Below are 22696 nucleotides of genomic sequence, written 5' to 3'. Positions count from 1 at the left end.
GATTCTATAGCTGAATCCTTACGCTTTAATTAAGTGAATTGATACTACACCTTCCTTTGTCTAGCGTCTCCTCAAGAGCATGAAAGTAGGTAATAAGCAACATATTTTCTCACAGATCATTTCCGATTGCTATATAGCTTAAGCTTGTATTTTTTATTAAAAATGTGTATAGTAATCGTTTACAGAATAAATAGCATTAAACAAATCAAGAGATTTGCGTCATGATCAACAAATTAATTAACACTAACATTAAAAGTTCTCACGTCTTATTAACTCCGAATGAAGTTAAGGCTAAATTACCTTTAACTAAGTATGCTGAACAGACAATTTTGAAATTTCGACAAGAAATAGAACATATTCTTGATTTCCAAGATAGCCGAAAATTTATCGTCGTTGGTCCTTGTTCAATACATGATCCAAAAGCGGCGATTGAATATGCTGAAAGGTTGAAGAATTTAGCAGAAAAGGTTCAAGATAAACTGCTATTAATCATGCGGGTTTATTTTGAAAAACCCCGAACCACTGTAGGCTGGAAAGGATTAATTAATGACCCAGATATGGATGATTCTTTTCATGTTGAACATGGTATATTAATTGCCCGTAACCTGTTATTGAAACTTGCCGAATTAGGATTACCAACTGCCACAGAAGCCCTTGATCCTATTATCCCTCAATATATTAGTGAACTAGTTGCTTGGTCAGCAATTGGCGCACGCACAACTGAATCACAAACCCACAGAGAAATGGCTAGTGGACTGTCTATGCCTGTAGGCTTTAAAAATGGGACTGATGGTAATATTCACGTCGCTTTAAATGCCTTAAAATCAGCTAAAGAACCACATAATTTTTTAGGAATTAATCAAAAAGGACAGGTAAGCGTATTTCAAACTAGAGGTAATGCCCATGGCCATGTAATTTTGCGTGGTGGAAGTCAGCCTAACTTTGATATAGAAAATATCAAACTGGTAGAAGAAGAATTAAAAGCAGCAAATTTACCACCCAGAATCGTGATTGATTGTAGTCATGGCAACACAAACAAAGATTACAGATTACAACCTGTGGTCTTAGAAAATGTAATTCAGCAAATAGTAGATGGTAATACCTCCATAGTCGGGATGATGCTAGAGTCCAATTTATATGAAGGAAATCAACCGATTACCGGCAAACGAGAAGAATTACAATATGGAGTTTCAGTAACTGACAAATGTATTAATTGGGAAGAAACAGAAAAAATCATTTTGGCTGCTCACGCCAAACTTTAGCAAACGAAATATAGCAGAGACGCAGGTTAATTTCTCTGCGTACCTCTGCGATTTACTCAGCGTACCTCTGCGTTTAAAAATTACAAAATCGACCTAATTTCCTTCAAATAAACTCTGCTAAAAGCTTCCTCAACGCCCAAAGTGTAATCCTCAATTAACCCCTGTCGCTGAATAGAAACCTCCCTGTCTTTCTTAATCACGACAATAGAACCATCTAAAACATCTCTTACCAACATCATTTCAGTTTCAGTGGGATTATCTAAAACAACAATATTACTTCCTTGGTAAAACATCCCCTCTGGTTCTAGAATTTCTTCTGGGTATTCAGCAATGAGTAAGTCAAGTTTGGGATGACGCAACAAACTCTGGACATTGTGATTGTAATCTTGACTCAATACTTTTTCGGAACGATTGATCAAAATGCCTTGACGACAAACAGCACCAATTGTCCATTCGGGATGCTGCAAAAGAATGTGATCAATTGTTGCTTGCAGTTCAGTAAGGTCGATTTGATTAAAAGTAATAATTGGTATTCTGGCATCAATGCTAGATTGAAAAAAGGTTGCCAAAATATGAGCAGGGACATCAACACTACTACCCAATGCTGGGTTAAGGTGCATCAAAATTCCTGGTGCAGAATTAATTTCTAGAATAGCAAAGTTGCCAGATTTCCAAGATTCGGAAAGATTTTTAGCAATGATATCAATACCCAGACAAGTGAGCCGAAAATGTTGGGCGATATCTTGCGCCAAGATAATATTGTCATGGTGAATTGGGTTTGTAGCATTAATGCTCATTCCCCCAGCAGAGAGATTCGCCACTTTACGCAGATAAACAGTGCGATCGCTCTTAACAATACTATCTAATTCCAATCCCTGTTCCTGTAAATACAATTCCATCGCTTCATCAAGCTGGATCTTACTCATGGGAGAGGTTGGTGTATCCCTCCTTTCCTGTTTACGATTTTCTCGTCTGATTAATTCTTTAATGGTTGAGTGTCCATCACCCACAACCGATGCTGGCCGACGTTCTATAGCGGCGACAAATTTACCATCAACGCACAGTAACCGAAAATCCGTTCCTGATATGCTTTTCTCGACAATAATCCTAGTTGGCTGTTCATCTGGAATCGCTAACAACGCTCTATTATAAGCAGATTCCAACTCTCTAACATTCTGCACCTCAGCAGTAACACCAATTCCTTTGTGACCTACCACAGGCTTAACTGCAACGGGATAGCCAATATCTTTCGCTACCGCTACAGCTTCTTTTTCGGAGTTGACTATATCACCTTTGGGAACAGGGAAACCCAAGTTTTGTAAAAAGTCTTTACAGTCATCTTTGCGGGTACTGAATTCTGAATCAAGATGGCTATCACAGTCAAAAGTCGTTGCAACTCCCCGCACCTGTTTTTTACCAAAGCCATATTGCATTAGTCCTTCTTCCCACAAATAGAAAGTAGGAATACCCTGTTGGTATGCAGTTCGCAATAAAGCATAAACTGTGGGACCCCCATAGACAGATGCACGAAATGTATTTTGCAAGCTTACTAATCTTTCATCGATTGAGAATTCCTCACCTTGAGTAATAGTTTCCAACCAATCCCAAACTAAGTAAACTACTGATTTAGTTGTCCGTTCATGCAGTGATTGAATGCTAATTCTGTCAAAATTTGGATATTGCTTGATGCTCCAAAGATGGAAGTGCAAACCCATGTCTAATTTACCCACTTCCGAGACGACATGAGCAAATAAATCAGCGTAGGAATTATAGGTTTGCTCTGCTAAGTGGGGATAGCGTGGGCGAAGATCACTGGAGGTATCGCTAATAATTGAAACATACTCCTCAATTGCTAGGGGCTGTCGATATTCAGTCAAAGAAAAATCAAAAACTAGCGCCCCTGTATCTAAATAAGGATTTGGTCCAATATAATACCTTAAATTGAAAATATCGAAAACATCACTTCTTCTAGCATTGATGCGAATGACATCGGTGCTTTGCTGTTGAACCATTGATTATTAACCTTTGGCTAAATACCCTGAATCTGATTTCTGATATCAATTCACTTCATTAAAGCTACAAATAAATCTCCGCCTCAGAGCGTCTGTCTATTTGTATAAAACTTAAAGTGAAACGGTAAATAATTTGGACTAACTGACTTGAAAATAAGACCCCACCCCTAACCCCTCCCCGCAAGCGATGAGGGGAATAAGAAGTTTTTCATGTGTCCTGGTGTACGCAGTTCATGATGGCTACTTATGTTTAGCCAAACTGATTAAGTATTAAGTCCGAATTGCAATAACTCAGCATATCCCAATGATCTAAAAATTGCTCCTATCTCAGGACATAACTTTGACTGAATTACTAATTCGCCTTCAACGTCTTTTGTTTTGGATAAAATGAATAAAAAATCTAACCTAGGAAAGGTGCAATATGTTCGCCAAATATATATAACTCTAAAAGGGTGTTCAGGGTAAAGTCAAGCATGAATAACACACAAGCTAGTCTGAGAGATGAAGTTCGGCAACTTGCAGAGGAAGCATTTCACAACAAGTTGATTTCAGGATATGGAGATGGACCGGATCTGGACGAGTACCAAATTGTCTACCAAGGCAAACCCAGGCATATCTCACTTGCACAAGCACGTCTTTTCTTAATTGACTTACTGTATAGGAGTCGAGGTTGAATAAGCTGTTGTGATTATAGTTTGCACATTGATGGAGCAAGGAAGGAGATTTGCAGGTTTTGCCTAAAATGATGATGCAATTTGCAGGCGTGACAAATGAAAACTTGCCAGTCAAATTGTCAAAGCTAAGTAGTAAGACTGAAAAAAAGTTAGTAGTAAGGGCTTTAGCCCTATCAAACCTAGCAATAGAGAGATAAATCACTCACTACGACAAAAATTTTATCTGACATTTAATTCTGTCTACTTACTTACAATTTTAATTAAATTGAATTAAAAATTGAGAACTCATCTGGCATAGAAATAATAGAATCCACCAACCATTTTGCAGAACGGAAAATTGCTATTGATTTATTAACGGTTCTGACTAACAACTAAATACATTCTTACGGCTTTGCAATCTATCAAATGGATGATTTCTTACTTGTAATGTCATGTTTTAGTGAAAATAAATAACAAAAACTAGGAGCCATCATGACTGACATTCATAGCAAAAGGCAGCTAGTAATTATTGGCGGAGCCGAAGAAAAAGATGGAGATACCCCAATCTTGCGTGAGTTTGTGCGCCGTTCTGGTGGGACAAAGGCACACATAGTAATTATGACGGCAGCAACAGAACTACCACGAGAAGCCGGAGAAAATTATATTAGAGTTTTTGAGCGTCTCGGAGCCGAACAGGTTCGCATTATTGATACAGAAACTCGTGAGGATGCATCTTCATCTACAGCATTAGAAGCGATTAATAAGGCCACAGGTGTATTTTTTACAGGCGGAGATCAAGCTCGCATCACCAGTATTCTCAAAGACACAGAAATTGATGCAGCGATTCACAAACGTTACTCTGAAGGCATAGTCATAGGCGGAACCAGTGCAGGTGCTGCTGTCATGCCAGATCAAATGATAGTCGAAGGTGATTCCCAGACTAATGCCCGGATTGAAGTGGTGGAAATGGGGCCTGGTCTTGGTTTTTTACCTGGCGTAGTGATTGATCAGCATTTTTCTCAGCGCGGACGCTTAGGACGCTTAATTTCTGCTTTAGTGCAACAGCCTGTGGCCTTGGGATTTGGCATTGATGAAAATACAGCTATGGTAGTAACTGATAGCCAGATTGAAGTTATTGGCGCAGGTGCAGTCACGATTGTAGATGAATCAGAGGCTACATATAATAATCTGGATCAAATTTTGAAGGATGAGCCTTTGGCAATTGTCGGCGCGAAGCTACATATTTTGCCACATGGATACAAATTTGACCTAAAAACACGTCAACCTATCATAGATAATCCCTCGGCGGCAAATTTGCCTGTACCAGTGGCTACAACCGGCAGCTAACTTTTCAGGAAATTATAGTTTTCGTAGATCACAAATTATCTGTTTAGGGAACTCCAAAAAATAAATTATCCAAGTTCTGCAATCAAAACGACCCTCCTGCCTCTTCGTTGACAAGGCGACAATGCTAATTCGCCGCACAGCTTAGAGGTTGTGATATCATGGGAGACTGCTGAAGACATTAGAAAAAATAGAAATTGAATTAATCATGGCTCTGACGCAACAGCGCAAACAAGAACTAATTTCTGGCTTCCAAGTTCACGAAACCGATACTGGTTCAGCCGATGTCCAAATCGCTATGTTAACTGACCGCATTAACCGCCTCAGTGAACACCTCCAAGCTAATAAAAAAGACCATTCTTCCCGTCGGGGTTTATTAAAGATGATTGGTCAGCGTAAGCGCCTTCTATCTTATATCCAGAAGGACAGCCGCGAAAAGTATCAAGCATTGATTGGTCGCCTCGGTATTCGTGGTTAGGAACTACCGCTTATGCCTGGTGAAGAATCGGAACGCAGTCGTTTACCCTTTGAGCCAAACAAAAAGCGCCAAAAACCCGCTAAAACTACCGCTAAAACTACTCCAAAAACTGCCCCTAAAACTAACAGTCAACCCATAGTCAAGTCACAGGAATCTAGTAAACAGCTGCAAAAGCCCCAAACCTTCACTAAAGAAGAAATGGCGATTCCTGAAGTCGTTAGCCAAAGGATGATTCGCCGAGTGGCCGCTTTTTGCGGTATACCCACGGCATTGGGGATTATCACCTTGGTTGCCAGCTATCTGCTGATCACATTTGCTGATATCCAACTTCCTCCTATTGCCGTGTTATTGGTGAACATGGGATTATTTGGTTTAGGGGTGCTGGGAATAACCTATGGTGTTCTTTCCGCTTCTTGGGATGAAGAAAGACCTGGAACTTTACTAGGATTGGGTGAGTTGGGTATTAATTGGGGACGGATGACCGAAGTTTGGCGCGAAACTCGAAACAAGAACGTCTGATCATTAGCGCTCAGGTATTTACATAACTGTAATATTGGGTAGATTTTTAAGCTTGAATGTTGAAGTTGAAATTTTATCTCTTCAACATCAATTTTCAAAAAATTATAATTTTTTATTTATACCCAATATTCAGAAAAAGTACTGGGCGCTACATTTTTTTTGATATTTGATCTGTTAATTAATAAGTATTAAATCCTAGGTAAGGTGATAGCTTTTTTCAGATGAAGCTGTATAGAATCAGATTTCCTGGACGCTAACCGCAGAGGTAGACACCTGTAAGGTGGCTTCTTAAATAGAATAATTCTTTGCAACCTCACGTTAAATCGCTATTACACCACGATCTGTTTAAGATCAGAAACAATAAAAGTTACTCACATAAACAGGAATTTTAACATGATTGTTGTGATGAAAGTGGGTTCCCCACAGGAAGAGATAGACCGTCTAAGCGAGGAACTCAGTAGCTGGGGATTAACACCAGAAAAAATCATTGGACAACATAAAGTAGTAATTGGTCTAGTCGGTGAAACAGCTAACTTAGACCCCTTACAAATTCAGGAAGCCAGTCCCTGGATTGAGCAAGTGTTGCGGGTGGAAGTACCATACAAACGAGTTAGCCGCCAATTCCGTCACGGACAAGCTTCTGAGGTAGTGGTTAATACTCCTGATGGATCTGTTGTGTTTAGCGAACATCATCCATTGGTAGTTGTCGCTGGGCCTTGTTCGGTGGAAAATGAGGAAATGATTGTCGAGACAGCGCGGCGTGTAAAAGCTGCTGGGGCTAAGTTTCTCCGTGGTGGTGCATACAAACCCCGGACTTCACCTTACGCTTTTCAAGGTCATGGTGAAAGTGCTTTGGAATTGTTGGCGAAAGCGCGGGAAGTGAGTGGACTCGGCATTATTACCGAAGTCATGGATACAGAAGACTTGGAGAAAATAGGGGAAGTTGCGGATGTGATTCAAGTCGGGGCGAGAAATATGCAAAATTTCTCCATGCTGAAAAAAGTGGGAGCGCAACCGAAACCAGTTCTTTTAAAACGAGGTATGGCGGCGACGATTGAAGATTGGTTAATGGCGGCTGAGTATATTTTGGCTGCGGGTAATCCTAATGTGATTTTGTGTGAACGGGGAATTAGAACTTTTGACCGTCAGTATACGCGCAATACTTTGGATTTGTCAGTTGTGCCTGTGTTGCGAAAACTGACCCATTTACCGATTATGATTGATCCTAGTCATGGTGTCGGTTGGTCTGAGTTTGTACCTTCTATGGCGATGGCTGCGATCGCAGCTGGTACCGATTCGCTGATGATAGAAGTTCATCCCAACCCCGCCAAAGCTTTATCAGATGGACCCCAATCTTTAACACCAGACCGTTTTGATAAGTTGATGCCAGAATTAGCAGTTCTAGCTAAAGTAATGGGGCGCTGGCAACAACCGGCAGTAGTAGCAGGTGACAGGTGACAGGTGACAGGTGACAGGTGACAGGGAAGAAGAAAAAGATAAATATTCTTCCCCATCTCCGCGTCCCCGTGTCTCACCATCTCCGCGTCAGTCCTAATTATAAGTCTTTAACCGGACACGATATTACCTTCTTCTGTTACCAAATCCTGAAGAACGGCGACTTGAAGAACGTCCACCACTACCAAAGCCACTACCAGAATTGCGTCGAGTAGAGCTAGAGTTACCAGAAGGACGGAGGGTACTGCCACCAAAACCAGAACCAGTAGCTCTACCTGTATTTGTGCGGGGTGTCGAGCGAACTTGACTAGATGGTCTTCTAATGTTTCCTGTAGTGCGGAAAGCGGTGCGATTTCTCACGGCTGCGGGTGGCTCATTGTAGCGAGTACGGTAGCTGGAAACTGCTTGGTCATAGCTAGAACCATATCCACCATAGCCCCTCATAATTCCACCTGACTGATAAACAGGGGGTACATAGTACTGAGGTCTAAATAATAGACTACCAATGGCTTGACCTGCCACGTTACCAGCCAAAGAAGCGGCAAAAGGTGTCCAGAAGTTAGATTCTTGACGAACAACAACTGTTTCTTTTTGTCCTGTTTGGGGATTAGTTTGTGTTTCAGTAACGTTATGAACGTACTCAATTTTAAAATCTTCTGTTAGGTATAAAGCTGGCTGTCCATTTTCTACCTTCAAGTAAGTTTTTTTACCCTCTTTGATTTCTTCATCTGTCAATCGTGCCATTTGTAACTTTTCGGTAGCAAATGTGGGCGGCTGACTATTGAGTAAAAACAGCGTATACTCCCCATTTCCATCGTTGTAGGTGGCTTGCTGTACTGGATACTGTCCATCATTTATCTTTGTGGGGGTAGCAGTTTGGCTCACATTTTTAGTGGAAGATGTAGTTTCGTTTCCACCACAGGCGACAGTTGTCAAGCACAAACTCAAGGCTAGAAAAATGACTGTAAATTTACGTGCTATGGTCATGATCATTGTGTGATTTTCCTAAAGTGATCGATGCGGGTAGTGATTATAGACTAACCAATAAATTACAAAGGAATCAATTCCGGAAAATACTGCAATAACTGATCATTAGTCAGTTCGTCACCTAACTGGGCTGGTGAAAAATGCACTTGGATAGCTCGGAGTTTATGTTTGTAGTGCAAATTAATTAAAGCTTTAAAGCCTTCCTTCAGCGCCTGGATATTAGAAAGATCTGCTTCTAATTCTGGTACTTCTCCTTCATAGGCGGCTGTCAGCATGACTACTACGTTGTCGGTGACAGGGATAGATAAAGGTTCATCGAAACGGGAAGCTGTACTAAAATCTGGTTCACTGAGATATCTTTGGGCGGAGTCGGTAAATAATTCATTGACATAATCTCCCGCTTCGCCTTCACTCCAAAATACATCGCCTTCATTAGCGGCTGAAGTCCAATAGTCATCATATTGAAGTAGGCTTTGGCAGATTGAGACTAATTCTTCTCCCAAAACTTCCAAATCGCCATCAGCATCAATAGCTTCCCGTGCGGCACGATTTAATATTCCCAAAATTGGTGCTACTTCGCCCCCGCCTAAATGTAGGAATAGACGACAGACGACATAGCGTGTTTTACCCATCATCCGATTAAAGCCATCGCGCATTGTTTGACTCCCAAAATGTATGTATTATTGATACTAAATTCATAAATCCATCCTACACATCAATCATTGGGTCTGTGCGTCTCTATCTCTCCCTGTTTGCTTATTTGTTCCATTCTTTTTCCAAATACAGCAGATTGCAGAAATTATAAAGTTTCCCCCAAAAATTAGGTATCAAGGGGGTTTTACTCCTGTAGAGACGTTCCGGTAGAACGTCTCTACTAGCCAATAAAATAAAATCCTTGCACAAAATCTAAGGTCATCTTGAGTGAAGGCTTAATATATTCTGATTCAAGGGATATATCATCAACAGAACTACTACTCATAGGACGATTCATCAATCGTTTACCAAAGTTAGGATGATCATAAATAGTTAAAGATTGAGCGTTAGAATTTGTTAATATTGTTTGGGTTGGTGCTTTAAAAAATCTTAATTTCGCCGCTACTTCTAGATTTTTTTTCGTCTGTTTAATTGTTTTCGATTTATTCAGAGCTTCTTCAACTAAAAAGATTATTTTTTTGACAAGTTGTGGTGATTTGAAACTTTGGTTAGTCATCGTTTCTTTACGAATCATCTCTACCATTGTGTAAATATTTTTTTGGGTAGCGGCGGCATCTTTAAAGGGAAGAATAGCCATAAAAGCTGTTGGTAATAAAGCTTCATCGCTATTGACTCGAAAGGTAAAAATAGTTCTACGGCTTCCGTTTTCTACACTGGGGATTTGTATCAGTCCTGCATATTCTTGAGCAATTTGGTAATAAGTCCCAGCGAGAACAAAGTTGGCTTCGTGTTCTAAAGGTAAGTCAACAATAATGCGAATTGTTGGCGGAGTAGCATTAAAAAAGTCTCGGACTTCTTCCTCATTAAAATTTTGGATAATGGTGCGATCGCCTGTAGGAGAAAGATCAACCCAGTCGCATTTGACACCTTCTATTTTTAAACCAAAACGAGGAGTGGCGTAAAGTTTTGTTCCCGTTAATGTGGCTCCAGTTAAGTCAGCACCCATCCATTCAACTTTAATTAATTTTGTCTGAGTTAAGTTAGCGTGGACTAAACTGGCATTGGTTAAATTGGCATTGCTCAAATCTGCCCCAGTTAAGTTGGCTCCACTCAATTTTGCTCCACTTAAATCAGCCCAAATCAGATTTGCTCCTCTTAAATCAGCCCAACGAAGGTTTGCCCCGCTTAAGTCTGCTCCACTAAGATTTGCCATGCAAAGTTGGGATTGTCTCAACTCGCTGTCACGCAAATTTGCCCCACTGAGATCGGAAGAAGTCAAATCAGTACCGTTTAAATTAGCCATTTCTAAGTTGGCTTCCCGCAAACAAGAGCCTCTTAAATTGGCTTCGCTCAAGTTAGCGTGACGGAGATTGGCCTGACGCAGTGTAGCTTCTCGTAAATCGGCACTGTTGAGGTTCGCTTCACTCATGTCAGCGCGAGTGAAATCAGTGCGAATTAACTCAGCACGAACTAAGGAAGCGTGACGCAGTTGAGTGCGACTAAAATCTGCTCTAATCAAATTAGCGACATTGAGACTGGAGTTGTTAAGAATAGCTCCAGCCAGATTTGCGCCACTGAGCCTAGCTACATTCAGCTTGGCATAACTCAAATTAGCTTCGGAGAGGTTTATTCCACTGAGATTAGCTACGCTCAGATTAGCTTGGCTGAGATTGACACCATTAAGTTTAGTGCCGCTCAAGTTGACTTCCGCTAGTTCAGCGCCACTAAAATCTAAGACTCCCGTTGCATATTTTTCTAGTAATTCCTCTATAGTCATGAACCTACCTCTCAAATGCCAACTTTAATAAGTTGGTAAAGTTATGCAGAGAATATGTAAAAGTTTAGTTGTCAATTGCAAAAATGAAAATTGGTATTTTAGGACTGGGACTCATAGGCGGCTCTCTGGGTTTTGATTTACAGTCACAAGGACATCATCTTTTAGGAGTTAGCCGTCGTGAATCAACCTGTCAAAAAGCTGTTGACTTGGGCAGTGTCAATGAAGCCTCAGTTGACTTGAGCTTGTTGGCATCAGCCGATGTTGTATTTATTTGCACCCCTATAGGACTTATTGTGCCTCAAGTTGAACAGTTAATTTCTCATCTGCCTGTGACTACTATTGTGACTGATGTCGGTTCAGTAAAAACACCAATTGTAGAAGCTATTGCCCCCATGTGGAAAAATTTTATTGGTGGTCATCCAATGGCGGGAAATACAGATGCAGGTATAGAAGCTGCACAGCGAAATTTGTTTGTTAATCGTCCCTATGTACTGACACCAATAGAGACAACACCAAGTAGTGCCATTACAGTGTTAGAGGAAATTGTGCGATCGCTTGGTTCTATTATCTACCATTGTCAGCCTGAAAAACACGACCGTGCCGTTAGTTGGATTTCTCATTTACCTGTGATGGTTAGTGCCTCCTTGATAGCTGCTTGTTTGAGTGAAACAGACCTAGAAATTGCCCACCTTGCCCAAAATCTTGCTAGTTCAGGTTTTCGAGATACCAGCCGCGTTGGTGGTGGAAATCCAGAATTAGGGGTGATGATGGCACAATATAATCGTCAAGCCTTGCTACATTCATTACATCAGTATCGTCAAAACCTCGACGAATTTATTTACCTGATTGAACAAGAAAAGTGGGAACAGCTAAACGAACAAATGAAGTTAAATCAGCAGACTCGACCTAAGTTTGTTAAAGATTAATAATATAGCGTTTTTTCGTCAGTTGAGGTACAAAAAAACGTATACCCAGATCTCCGACTTCTTTGAGAAGTCGGGGATCTATCTCGTTTGCGTTTTATGTTTAATTATGTTGACTTACTTATCATGTTCGCTTAATTACTTTATTAAAAAACTCCCCGCGTCCCCCCTGCACCGCGCGGTTCCCTAACTATCAGTCTTTAACCGAACACGATATCAGTGGGGATTAAAACAGCTAATCTCGCCACAAAGCAATACCACCTAATAACCCGGTGATATTGGGAATGAGTTTCACGTTTAAGGGCAAATTCATATTCACTCGCACCGCTTCACCACCGCCCATGTAAAGACAATCATAGTTAAACAGACTTTGCAAAGATGCGATCGCTTTTTGTAAGCGCCGATTCCATTTTTTCTCGCCAATTTTTTCTAACGCTGCACGTCCTAACTGTTCTTCATAAGTCTTCCCTTGACGAAAGGGATGATGTCCCATTTCCATATTTGGCACTAACTTACCATCAACAAATAAAGCGGAACCAAAACCAGTCCCCAGGGTAATCACCAATTCCACGCCTTTACCTGCAATTGCACCTAGTCCTTGCATATCTGCATCATTAATTACTTTCACGGGTTTATTTAGTCGTCCAGATAATGCTGTTGCTAAATCAAACCCAATCCAATTGTTATCTAGGTTAGCGGCTGTTTCCGTGACTCCACAACGCACAACACCGGGAAAACCAACGGAAACTCGATGATACTCACCTTGAGATGAGGCTAACATAGCAATGGCATTAATTACTACTTCTGGTGTCGCGGGTTGGGGTGTTTCTAACCTTCCCCTTTCTGTTAATGGTTTACCTGTAATATCCAAAACCATGACTTTGACACCACTACCACCAATATCCACCGACAGGGTGCGAATTGATCCGTTATCTTCAAGCATAATTTTTTTATCTCCTGCTGCAACTTCTTTGGTTATTATGCGCTGCTAAATTCTCGTCAGCAGCAGATTTTTTGAGAGTCTTCAGCTTTGCTTGCAGTTATAAATCTCTATCGCCACCCTAATCTAGATTTGCTAGTGTAGGATTAGGGCGAAGATTGCTAATACTGGCTCCCTATTATTAAGATTCCTTTCAGAGAAAGCATTATGACGGCGTTTGAATCTAACAGCCTGCGTTCTTATAGCCAAGAAGAGGTGCAGCAAATTCTGCAATTAGCGATCGCTCGTCAAACTGACGATCTTGATCAAGAATTTTCATATCAGCAAATTATAGAAATTGCTGCTGAGTTACAAATATCACCTGATTTAGTAAAAATTGCCGAGCAGGACTGGTTAGGAAAAAAAAGTGAAGTCCAGCAGCGCCAAGCTTTTGAGATTTACCGCTGGGGTAAATTCAAAAAACGTCTTGGTAATTATACCATTGTTAATTGTTTTTTGCTGCTGATGGACTTGATTGGGGGGAATACTCTTTCCTGGTCACTTTATATTTTACTATTTTGCGGTTTAGCCATAGGTCTGGATATCTGGAATACTTTTCAAACTAAAGGTGAAGAATACGAAGTTGCTTTCCAAAAGTGGAATCGTAAGCATCAAATCAAACAGACTATCAATACAGTCTTGAATAAGTGGTTTAAAGCATGGCAAGCTTAAAATAATTCGTAATTCGTAATTCGTAATTCCTAATTAAGTTTTGTGAGGGGATTTAAACCCACGGTACTCGGTTAATTTAATACATAAATTTAGTAACCTATTTGACAAATAAACAGAGATAATCTGTGATTAGATAAAGATATATAGGACTCCTATTTTATTTTTGATAGCTTGCGTGGCGTAGCCATACAAAACTCCGTACACCTAAATTCCCTATTCCCTATTCCCTGCCTACACAAGTAAATTCCGAAACCAAACCGGATTTCTATATTTACCGAATAGGTAATTGCCGATTTGATAGCAAAATATACATCAAATCATAGTGGCATTTTGACCAGTTTTTAATTTTTGAATATTATATAATCAGAAAATAATCAGAAAATAAATAATTAATTATATAGCTCTAGTAATTTTCCCATATTCAGGAAAACAGAGTAGAAGTACAGATTATTTATCATGCATTCACGCATCTCAGATCATGATTTGCTGCTTAAATCCAGATTGTTCAAATCCCCAAAATCCAGAGGGAAATCAGCTTTGTCAAACTTGTAAAACTCCCCTAGTACCACTTTTGAGAAATCGCTTCCGTGTGATGCGAGTGCTTTCAGATGAAGGGGGATTTGGTAGAACCTATCTATCAGAAGATACAGATAAATTAAATGACTACTGTGTAATTAAGCAATTAGCACCAAAATTCCAAGGAACTTGGTCACAAAAGAAAGCAATGGAGTTGTTTAGTGAAGAAGCAAAGCGACTTCGTGAACTAGGGGAACATCCACAAATTCCTACTTTATTAGCTTACTTTGAGCAAGATAACTGTTTGTATTTGGTACAGCAATTTATTGATGGACATAATTTATTAAAAGAGTTGGAGTTAAGAAAAACTTATAGAGATTGGGATATTCAATCTATTTTGCTGGATTTATTACCGATTATCCAGTTTATTCACGAGCGAGGAGTGATTCATCGAGATATCAAGCCAGAAAATATTATTCGCAGGAAAAGTGATGGCAGATTAATTTTAATTGATTTTGGTTCTTCTAAACAATTAACAGCCAAAGTTCAAAAAAAACATGGGACTTCAATTGGTTCACATGGTTATTCTTCCATTGAACAAATTAGAGATGGGAAAGCTTATCCCGCTAGTGATTTATATAGTTTAGGTGCTACTTGCTTTCATTTATTAACGGGAATTTCGCCTTTTCAATTGTGGATGGAACATGGATACAGTTGGGTAAAAACTTGGCAGAATTATTTGCGAACTCCGGTGAGTAATGAACTAGCTCAAGTTATAGATAAACTTTTACAAATAGAACTTAAGCATCGCTACCAATCAGCTAATGAAGTGATCAAAGACTTTAGTAAACAGTATACACATCTATTACCACCAGCTAGTAATTCATTTGTCAACTTACCAAAAAATCATTCCACTACTTATCCCAAAAAATATATTTTGATCAGAAATGTACTTTTGATAACTGGGGTAATTTTATCTTTGGGGTTAGGTGAATCTGGTTATAGACATTTTCGCCAGTTAAAAACTGGTCTTTCCTCTAGTTTCAGTCCACCACCAATTAGTACAGTTAAGAGTGATGCTATTGTCCATCAGTCTCAAGAGGAATCTTTGGGGAAAATGTCTTTGGTGAAAACTCTCCCAGGTGAGAAAGATTTGGTTTTGTCTGTGGCGATTAGTCTAGATGGTAAGATTATTGCTAGTAGTGGTGATTGCACAAAGCCCTGCGCCGAAAAAAATAGTATAATTAATTTATGGGATATTACCACAGATCAGGAAATTACAGCCCTGAAAGGACATACAAAAAAGGTAAATGTGGTAGCTATTAGCCCAGATGGTAAAAGTCTAATTAGTGGTAGTGATGATTCCACAATTAAAGTTTGGAATTTAAGCAGTAAAAAACTAATTCATACGTTAATAAGTCATGCTGACGCAGTTCATGCTTTGGCGATTAGCGCTGATGGAAAAACTTTAGTGAGTGCTAGTGATGACAAAACAATTAAAGTTTGGAATTTAGCAGAGGGAAAGCTAATTCATACTTTTAAAGGTCATTCTTACTGGGTGCGAACTGTGGCTATGAGTCCTAATGGTGTCACTTTAGCTAGTGGTAGTTTTGACAAGACTATTAAACTCTGGAATATTGCTAAAGAAAAGCCAATTCGTACAATTACACCAAATTTACAAACGGTGACTACTGTCGCTTTTAGTCCTAATGGTAAAATTCTAGCAAGTGTTAGCCGCGATAGCTACGCTCACCCCAAGTATCGTAAAATTAAATTGTGGAATATCGAAACTGGGAAGGAAATTCCCACTTTGATTGGACAAGAGAATAATGTGACTACTATTGCTTTTAGCCCAGATGGTAAGATTTTAGCCGGTGCTAACCGCGATAGTACAATTAAATTATGGGATGTGTCCACAGGTATGGAAATTAGCACCTTACAGGGAGATACTAGTACAGTCACATCTCTGGCTTTTAGTGGTGATGGTAAGACTTTGGTTAGTGGTGGGGAAGATAGGAAAATTAAAATTTGGCGGTTGTCTCAATAGACTGATATTCCTGATTTTTTAGAGAATTCAGAGATATTTTTGGAGTTTAAGGGCGATCGCTTTCCCAATCATTAATCACTTTTTGTAAATACCACTCTTCCGACATCCCCGGATACACATTTTTCTTTTGCTGAATCAGTCTTTGGGCGATTTCCCAATATCCCCCCACTAGACGTAACAGTTTTTGACGTAGTAGATTATAGGTGGTTTTGTTTATTCCTTGGACAGATGACTGGATTTTTTGCAGGCTATCTAATACTTGTTGATAATTTTCCCAGTCTTCTTGTTCACAAAATATACTGGCTGCTTTTTGATAATCTGCGATCGCTTTTGACATTTCTTCTAAAAAGGTGTAAACAAGTCCACGATTGTAGTAAGCTTGTGGATTATGGGGATTAATTTGTAAGGCTTGGGCGTAGTTTTGAATAGCAGCCAGATAGTTACCCATTGACCGATAGACATTACCTCTAGCAACATAGACTAAACCATTTTCTGGTTCTATCTTGATTGCTTGGTTAAAATCCAATAACGCCCCTTGATGATCTCCTAACTGCGAACGAGCCTTTCCCCGGTTGCGATAGACAATAGCATCTTGAAAATTTAGTTGTAGTGCTTGATTAAAATCTGCGATCGCTTCTCGATAATTTCCCATTTTACAACGCACTACCCCACGACAGCAATAAGCTTGTGCATCTTGGGAATCAGCTTTTAAAATCCAATTTAAATCAGCAATTGCTTCTCCTGTGTCTCCTTTTTCCGCCTTATCTAATAATTGCGTGAAATAATCTTGAGTAGATATGACAGGAGTCGGTTTAGAACTGGGTGGATTTACGGTAGTTTCTTTTTTAGGTTGTATTTGTTTAATCTTCTCCAAACAGAGACGACAATTTTCTGCATCCTTTTGTTCTAAATATAATTCTGCGGCTTTTTTAAAATTAGCGATTCCTACGGAGCGCTTCGCTATCGCATCTTGAATATATCCTTGTTTGCGTCGCACTATTCCCCGCAAATCATAACCAGCAGCAAAATTAAGATTCAGCTGAATCACTTTTTCTGCATCTTCTAAACAACCAGGTAAATTTTTCAGCGCCAACCTAGCTAAAGCACGACAATAATAAGCTTGGACACTTTTGTTATCCAGTTTAATAGCTTCGGTATAATCAGAAACAGCTTGGAGAATTGCACCTGAATCATAATATGCTAAACCCCGTTTTACGTAAGCGGCGCTAAAATAAGGATCAGCCTGTATAGCTTGGTTAAATTCTGCAATCGCACCAGCATAATCTTTTTGTTGAGCTTTTTCTAATCCCCGATTGTAAAATTCCTCATTCATAATCTTTTATTCTTAATAAGACTTTTATAGCATTTCCTAATCACATGAGATACATCATAGCCCCCTCATCGCTTGCGGGGAGGGGGTTGGGGGTGGGGTGATAAACGCTATATAACCATCCTCTATATAATAACGTTAATCAATTTTGGATTTTCAGAGGTTGTTTGAAAAGTCGTCAAGTTTACCAGAGTAATTTAATAGCATATAGCAATCCTTACGGAGGTTGTGAACATCGTGTAGATTGGGTTAGACGCAGTAAATACATGATATCAAAGCCTCTCCTCCCAAGGGGGGAGAGGTTTGGAGAGGGGTTATTCTATCAATTTTACAACTTTTTCAACATCCTCCAGAAAAATACTCAATCTACAATTAAACTAGGAGAAGTCAGCACAAAAACATCCCTAGTTCCTGTAGTTGGATGTTGAGGTTTAATGGGAGTAGTAAAGTGAAAAAATTCATGATCATTAACTAACAGCAGTTCTCCTGGTTGGAGAATTTTGTTAAAAACTGGTTTCTCTTTTTTAGCATTATACAAATGCGTTTCTCCACCTTGAATATTGTCTCTACCTACAGCAAATATGCCAATAAAATCAGTACCATCTTGATGGATACCTTCCGGGGCTGGATTTCCTAAATGTCCAGGAGAACAAGTAGTTCTAATTTGATGAACACCAATTTCTGCTTCCGGGTGGAGTTGACAAGAATCACAAAATGCTAAAACAACCTTCTTAAAAATATCCAGTTCTACCAACCCATCATCTAATTCTGCAAACTCTCTTTTGATATCACCCAATAAAGGATTATATTCTCCACTTTGGAATAAATGTCCATGAGGAAGTTTAATCAACTTATCCCCTGAAACTATCAGTCTTGATAACCTTCTGAAGCGATATTCTCCCTTAATGTAAGGATCAATTGGTAAATTATGAAAAAATGGCTGTAAATCTTCAGTATTAATTGAATTTACTTTTCTGAGAGTGAACAGAAAAGCATATTCTAATTCCGTCGCACGTGAGACTTCTTGCATAGGATATTTCTCCTTGCATTTTTTAACCCTCCCAGTTTTTTTACATAGGAGGTATGTGATCTCTATTATATGCCACTATAATTTAAATATCGTAAATTTAACTACAAAAGTTACCATTTTGTGATATTAATAAGACAATTTACTTCGCGTCTACTTCTTAGATATCCTCTAAGAGGATGTTTTAAAAGTATTTTTGGTAACATCAAAAGTCTCAGAACCTAACCCCCAACCCCTTCCCTACCAGGGAAGGGGAGTAAGAATCAAAGCCTCTCTCCCTGTGGGGGAGAGGTTTGGAGAGGGGTTTAGAGTATAATTTGCAACTTTTCAAACATCCTCTAAGAATAAATATTTACTTATTACAATGACTGATTGGCTTTATCGCTATCCAACACTATATTCTGGTATTTTGCTCAAACGCTACAAGCGTTTTTTTGCTGATGTTCAACTAGCTTCAGGGGAATTAGTAACAGCACACTGTCCTAATACAGGGCCAATGACTGGAGTCTCAACTATTGGTAGTGCAGTACAGCTTTCTAAAAGTGATAATCCTAATCGCAAATTAGCTTATACATTAGAGTTGATTCAAGTACAAGATATAGAACCGACTTGGGTAGGTGTGAATACAGCTTTACCAAATCGAGTCGTAAAATTAGCTTTAGAAAAACATCTTTTCCCAGAATTAGGTGACTATAGCCAAGTTAAAGGTGAAGTGGTTTATGGCCAAGATAAAAAAAGCCGTATAGATTTTTTCTTAACAGGAAGTGATGAACAAGTTCCGATTTATTTAGAAGTGAAAAATACAACTTGGACACAAGGTAATTTAGCACTGTTTCCCGACACAGAAACCACAAGAGGACAAAAGCATTTACGGGAATTAATGGCACTTTTACCTCAAAACAGGGGAGTGATGCTGTATTTTATCAATCGGGGTGATTGTCCAGAATTTGCCCCTGGTGATAGTACAGATCCTATATATGGTAAGTTGTTACGGGAAGCTATCAACCTAGGTTTAGAAGTCTTACCCTGTCGTTTTGACGTTTCTCCAGAAGGTATTCGTTATTTGGGTTTAGCAAAACTAAAAATTTAATCTCACTTCAATGCAGGGGAAACGCATCTAATTTAATTTGACAAAATGCAACTTATATGAATACAAAAAAAGGGTAACACTAGTAAGTTGGTATCAATTCAATAAACACATATGAAAAAATTTGATGGTAAATTTCGTTTATAGGAGAATCAATAAAATGGGGTGAAGTGGTATTCTCTTTTTAATTCAAAGAGAAAAAACCCGAAAATGAAGCTATCACCAAAAATCACAATAGTAGATCACTTTAAAGATTTAGAAGATAAAAGAGTTGAACGGACAAAAAGGCATAAATTAATTGATATAGGTAATTTATATAAAAATGTAGAAGAAATCTTCAAAGAGGCTATAGCTAAAGAAATGAATTAATAGGTTGCTAAATAGGGTTTAAATGTTGATATCCAGTATAAGTATATCGTTTGAATTCAAAAGATATAATCAAATATATAGTAATCCTTTCTGATTTGTGAACACTAAAAGATTCAGATCCCCGACTTCTGAGAGAAGTCGGGGATCTTGTTTACAACTAATTTAGGACGGCTATATAAGCTGTAGCGACAAAAAATAAAGCCCACATTCTTGACATTGACATTAATGTCAAGGTTTAAGGTGAGATTAGTTATCTCAAGACAAATCTCATGCTCTACCCCCAACGGTTTCAACAATTCACGACAGAACACGCTGACGCTGTTGCCGCAATGCTTTGTGGTTTCCTGCTATTTCTCGGCTGGTTTGCTTTACATCTCAACTGGTTGGGTTTGGCATTGCTACTGTTACCTGCGGCTTATGTCATTGGTGGCTATGAAAGCGCCCGTGAGGGGCTAACTACTCTTTTGAAAGAAAAAGAACTAGATGTAGATTTGCTGATGATAGTGGCGGCTCTAGGGGCTGCTAGTTTGGGATTATGGAAACAGGAGTATCATCTAATTATTGATGGCGCGATTTTAATTCTCATTTTTGCTATTAGTGGCGCGTTGGAAGGTTACGCTATGCGTCGCACAGAACGCAGTATCCGCAGTTTGATGAGTTTAACAGCAGATACAGCGCGGGTTCTGCGTCAAGGAACTGAAGAAATGGTTTCTATCTCGGAGTTACGGGTAGGAGATGAAATAGTTGTGAAACCGGGGGAAATAATTCCTACTGATGGGGTGATTTTATCTGGTTACAGTACTTTAAATCAAGCGGCTATTACGGGGGAATCTTTACCTGTAGAAAAGACGGTGGGAGAGGAAGTTTTTGCAGGTAGTCTCAACGGTTATGGGGCGTTACAGTTGCAAGTACACAAACCTGCGGAAAGTAGTTTAATTCAACGGGTAATTAAGTTAGTTGAACAAGCGCAAACAGAAGCACCTCCTTCTCAAGAGTTTATCGAAAAATTTGAACGGGGCTATGCGCGGTTTATTGTGATTGCGGGGATATTATTAGCAATTTTACCGCCGTTTATTTGGGGTTGGGATTGGGAAACTACGATTTATCGGGCTTTAACTTTTTTGGTGGTAGCTTCTCCCTGTGCTTTAATGGCGGCGATAATGCCTACTTTACTATCTGGAATTGCTAATGGTGCAAGAAGGGGGATTTTGTTTAAAAATGGCTCTCAATTGGAGATGATGGGGAAAGTTAGAGCGATCGCATTTGATAAAACTGGTACTCTAACTACAGGATTGGTAAAAGTCTCTCAGGTAATTGCATCTGAGGAATTTACTCACAATGATGTATTAACAGCAGCAGCATCTGTAGAATCGGCTTCTGAACATCCCATTGCTAAGGCAATTATTCAAGCTGCGGCTGAGTTAAAATGGGAACGGGCAATTGAGGCGCAAGCTATCCCAGGACAGGGTATTATTGGTATAGTAGATGAACAGAAGATCATTGTCGGAAATGGGGCTTTTATTAAAAAGTATGTGACTTATTTGCCCGCAGGTTTGCAAAAAACGGCGCAAGGTTGGGAAGATGAAGGTAAAACTGTGGTTTGGGTAGCTAGGGAAAATTCCCAATCAGGAATCACCAATTGTTTGGGTATAATTGCGATCGCAGATGAAGTCAGAGAAGAAGCAGCTGCAACTATTCACCAGTTGCGGAAGTTGGGAATTGAAGAAATTGTCATGTTAACTGGAGATAATCACAGAACCGCCCAAACTGTGGCTAAGTTGGTGGGAATTGATCGAGTGTATGCAGCGCTTTTGCCAGAAGATAAACTAGATGTAATTCGTAGTCTCCAGAAACATTACCAGACTGTGGCTATGGTGGGGGATGGTATTAATGATGCACCTGCGTTAGCGCAAGCTTCTGTCGGTATTGCAATGGGTGTGGCTGGTAGTGATGTGGCTTTGGAAACCGCAGATATAGTATTGATGGCGGATAATTTAGAAAAGATTGCGGTGGCGATGAAATTGGGCAAGCGATCGCACTCTATAATCAAACAAAATATCACTGTAGCTTTGGGTTTTATTGTTTTACTCTTGATTGGTAACTTTTTCGGGAATATTAACCTCCCTATGGGTGTTATCGGCCATGAAGGTTCGACGGTATTAGTGACTTTGAGTGGTTTAAGATTGTTGAAAAAGTGAATACATGAATAGCTATTGCATTAAGATTATTAGGGGTTTATTCACTTAAAAAGGCGGTTAGAAACCGCAACTAAACAGGCTAAACCCACGATTTTGAAAAAGTTAATTTTTAAACCTTTTCGAGTATAGTATTACATCCGCTTAATTACTTGTCAAGAACCGGCATTGCTGAATTTAAATATGAAACTTTGCGTCTAACGCACTTTTGTGCTTCGCTGCGCTGGGGCGCGAAACCCATTGGACATCTCCGGTAAATATTGTAGAGACGTTCCATGGAACGTCTCTACAATATTTACCGGAGATGTCCAATGGGTTTCGCGCCCCAGCGCAGCGAAGCACAAAAGTGCGTTAGACGCAAAGTTTCATATTTAAATTCAGCAATGCCGGTTCTTGACAAGTAATTAAGC

Annotated in this window: 19 protein-coding genes; 12 read left to right on the top strand and 7 right to left on the bottom strand. The window is 39.5% G+C overall.

Features of this window, described 5'->3' with window-relative positions:
• Positions 1–221: 221 nt before the first annotated feature.
• A complete protein-coding gene (locus tag A9Y75_RS12040; protein WP_071189805.1) occupies positions 222–1262 on the top strand; it encodes a 3-deoxy-7-phosphoheptulonate synthase in 1041 nt (346 codons plus the stop codon).
• A gap of 80 nt (positions 1263–1342) precedes the next feature.
• On the opposite strand, the gene A9Y75_RS12035 is transcribed toward A9Y75_RS12040, so the two are convergent.
• The gene (locus A9Y75_RS12035) at positions 1343–3274 is read right to left on the bottom strand and encodes an acetate--CoA ligase family protein (RefSeq protein WP_071189804.1); all 1932 of its coding nucleotides are present in this window, start codon (positions 3272–3274) and stop codon (positions 1343–1345) included.
• A gap of 473 nt (positions 3275–3747) precedes the next feature.
• On the opposite strand from A9Y75_RS12035, the gene A9Y75_RS12030 reads away from it, so the two are divergent.
• The 5 genes from A9Y75_RS12030 to aroF all read left to right on the top strand — a co-directional run bounded on the left by A9Y75_RS12030 (position 3748) and on the right by aroF (position 7726).
• A complete protein-coding gene (locus A9Y75_RS12030; RefSeq protein WP_071189803.1) occupies positions 3748–3948 on the top strand; it encodes a hypothetical protein in 201 nt (66 codons plus the stop codon).
• 471 nt (positions 3949–4419) lie between these two features.
• Positions 4420–5274 (top strand): cyanophycinase, encoded by an 855-nt coding sequence (locus A9Y75_RS12025; protein ID WP_071189802.1) that lies wholly within the window; start codon positions 4420–4422, stop codon positions 5272–5274.
• A gap of 205 nt (positions 5275–5479) precedes the next feature.
• Positions 5480–5749: a 30S ribosomal protein S15 gene (gene rpsO / locus A9Y75_RS12020; protein ID WP_071189801.1), complete on the top strand. Its 270-nt coding sequence runs from the start codon at positions 5480–5482 to the stop codon at positions 5747–5749.
• A gap of 12 nt (positions 5750–5761) precedes the next feature.
• The gene (locus tag A9Y75_RS12015) at positions 5762–6268 is read left to right on the top strand and encodes a PAM68 family protein (RefSeq protein WP_071189800.1); all 507 of its coding nucleotides are present in this window, start codon (positions 5762–5764) and stop codon (positions 6266–6268) included.
• A 393-nt stretch (positions 6269–6661) separates the two neighbouring features.
• Complete coding sequence (aroF, locus tag A9Y75_RS12010) at positions 6662–7726, top strand: 3-deoxy-7-phosphoheptulonate synthase (protein WP_071189799.1); 1065 nt, start codon at positions 6662–6664, stop codon at positions 7724–7726.
• Positions 7727–7849: 123 nt separating this feature from the next.
• Here aroF and A9Y75_RS12005 read toward each other — a convergent pair whose 3' ends face one another.
• The 3 genes from A9Y75_RS12005 to A9Y75_RS11995 all read right to left on the bottom strand — a co-directional run bounded on the left by A9Y75_RS12005 (position 7850) and on the right by A9Y75_RS11995 (position 11141).
• Entirely contained in the window at positions 7850–8716 is an 867-nt protein-coding gene (locus A9Y75_RS12005) for a hypothetical protein (RefSeq protein WP_071189798.1), read from the bottom strand.
• A 56-nt stretch (positions 8717–8772) separates the two neighbouring features.
• Complete coding sequence (locus A9Y75_RS12000; RefSeq protein ID WP_071189797.1) at positions 8773–9366, bottom strand: DUF1517 domain-containing protein; 594 nt, start codon at positions 9364–9366, stop codon at positions 8773–8775.
• Between the two features lie 218 nt (positions 9367–9584).
• Positions 9585–11141: a pentapeptide repeat-containing protein gene (locus A9Y75_RS11995; RefSeq protein WP_071189796.1), complete on the bottom strand. Its 1557-nt coding sequence runs from the start codon at positions 11139–11141 to the stop codon at positions 9585–9587.
• Between the two features lie 83 nt (positions 11142–11224).
• Between A9Y75_RS11995 and A9Y75_RS11990 the strand changes: the two genes are divergently transcribed.
• On the top strand, positions 11225–12067 hold the full coding sequence (locus A9Y75_RS11990) for a prephenate/arogenate dehydrogenase (RefSeq protein WP_071189795.1): 843 nt from the start codon (positions 11225–11227) through the stop codon (positions 12065–12067).
• Between the two features lie 232 nt (positions 12068–12299).
• Here the strand turns inward: A9Y75_RS11990 and A9Y75_RS11985 are convergent, their stop codons facing one another.
• Complete coding sequence (locus A9Y75_RS11985; RefSeq protein WP_071189794.1) at positions 12300–13007, bottom strand: ROK family protein; 708 nt, start codon at positions 13005–13007, stop codon at positions 12300–12302.
• Positions 13008–13211: 204 nt separating this feature from the next.
• On the opposite strand from A9Y75_RS11985, the gene A9Y75_RS11980 reads away from it, so the two are divergent.
• On the top strand, positions 13212–13715 hold the full coding sequence (locus A9Y75_RS11980) for a 2TM domain-containing protein (protein ID WP_071189793.1): 504 nt from the start codon (positions 13212–13214) through the stop codon (positions 13713–13715).
• A gap of 478 nt (positions 13716–14193) precedes the next feature.
• Positions 14194–16278: a serine/threonine-protein kinase gene (locus A9Y75_RS11975; protein WP_071189792.1), complete on the top strand. Its 2085-nt coding sequence runs from the start codon at positions 14194–14196 to the stop codon at positions 16276–16278.
• 46 nt (positions 16279–16324) lie between these two features.
• Here the strand turns inward: A9Y75_RS11975 and A9Y75_RS11970 are convergent, their stop codons facing one another.
• Positions 16325–17611 (bottom strand): tetratricopeptide repeat protein, encoded by a 1287-nt coding sequence (locus A9Y75_RS11970; protein ID WP_071189791.1) that lies wholly within the window; start codon positions 17609–17611, stop codon positions 16325–16327.
• Between the two features lie 358 nt (positions 17612–17969).
• Positions 17970–18638 carry a 2OG-Fe dioxygenase family protein gene (locus A9Y75_RS11965; protein WP_071189790.1) on the bottom strand — a complete coding sequence of 223 codons (669 nt, stop codon included), beginning with the start codon at positions 18636–18638 and terminating at the stop codon, positions 17970–17972.
• Positions 18639–18999: 361 nt separating this feature from the next.
• Between A9Y75_RS11965 and sfsA the strand changes: the two genes are divergently transcribed.
• From sfsA to A9Y75_RS11950, 3 genes are all read left to right on the top strand, one after another.
• Complete coding sequence (gene sfsA / locus A9Y75_RS11960) at positions 19000–19725, top strand: DNA/RNA nuclease SfsA (RefSeq protein ID WP_071189789.1); 726 nt, start codon at positions 19000–19002, stop codon at positions 19723–19725.
• A gap of 207 nt (positions 19726–19932) precedes the next feature.
• The gene (locus A9Y75_RS30150; protein ID WP_177176163.1) at positions 19933–20091 is read left to right on the top strand and encodes a hypothetical protein; all 159 of its coding nucleotides are present in this window, start codon (positions 19933–19935) and stop codon (positions 20089–20091) included.
• A gap of 269 nt (positions 20092–20360) precedes the next feature.
• The gene (locus A9Y75_RS11950) at positions 20361–22289 is read left to right on the top strand and encodes a heavy metal translocating P-type ATPase (RefSeq protein WP_071189787.1); all 1929 of its coding nucleotides are present in this window, start codon (positions 20361–20363) and stop codon (positions 22287–22289) included.
• Positions 22290–22696 lie beyond the last annotated feature (407 nt).

The organism is Trichormus sp. NMC-1 (genome assembly GCF_001858025.1).
GTDB lineage: Bacteria > Cyanobacteriota > Cyanobacteriia > Cyanobacteriales > Nostocaceae > Anabaena.
Note: the sequence above shows the minus strand (reverse complement) of the source record. Positions and strands in the feature narration are given on the sequence as shown.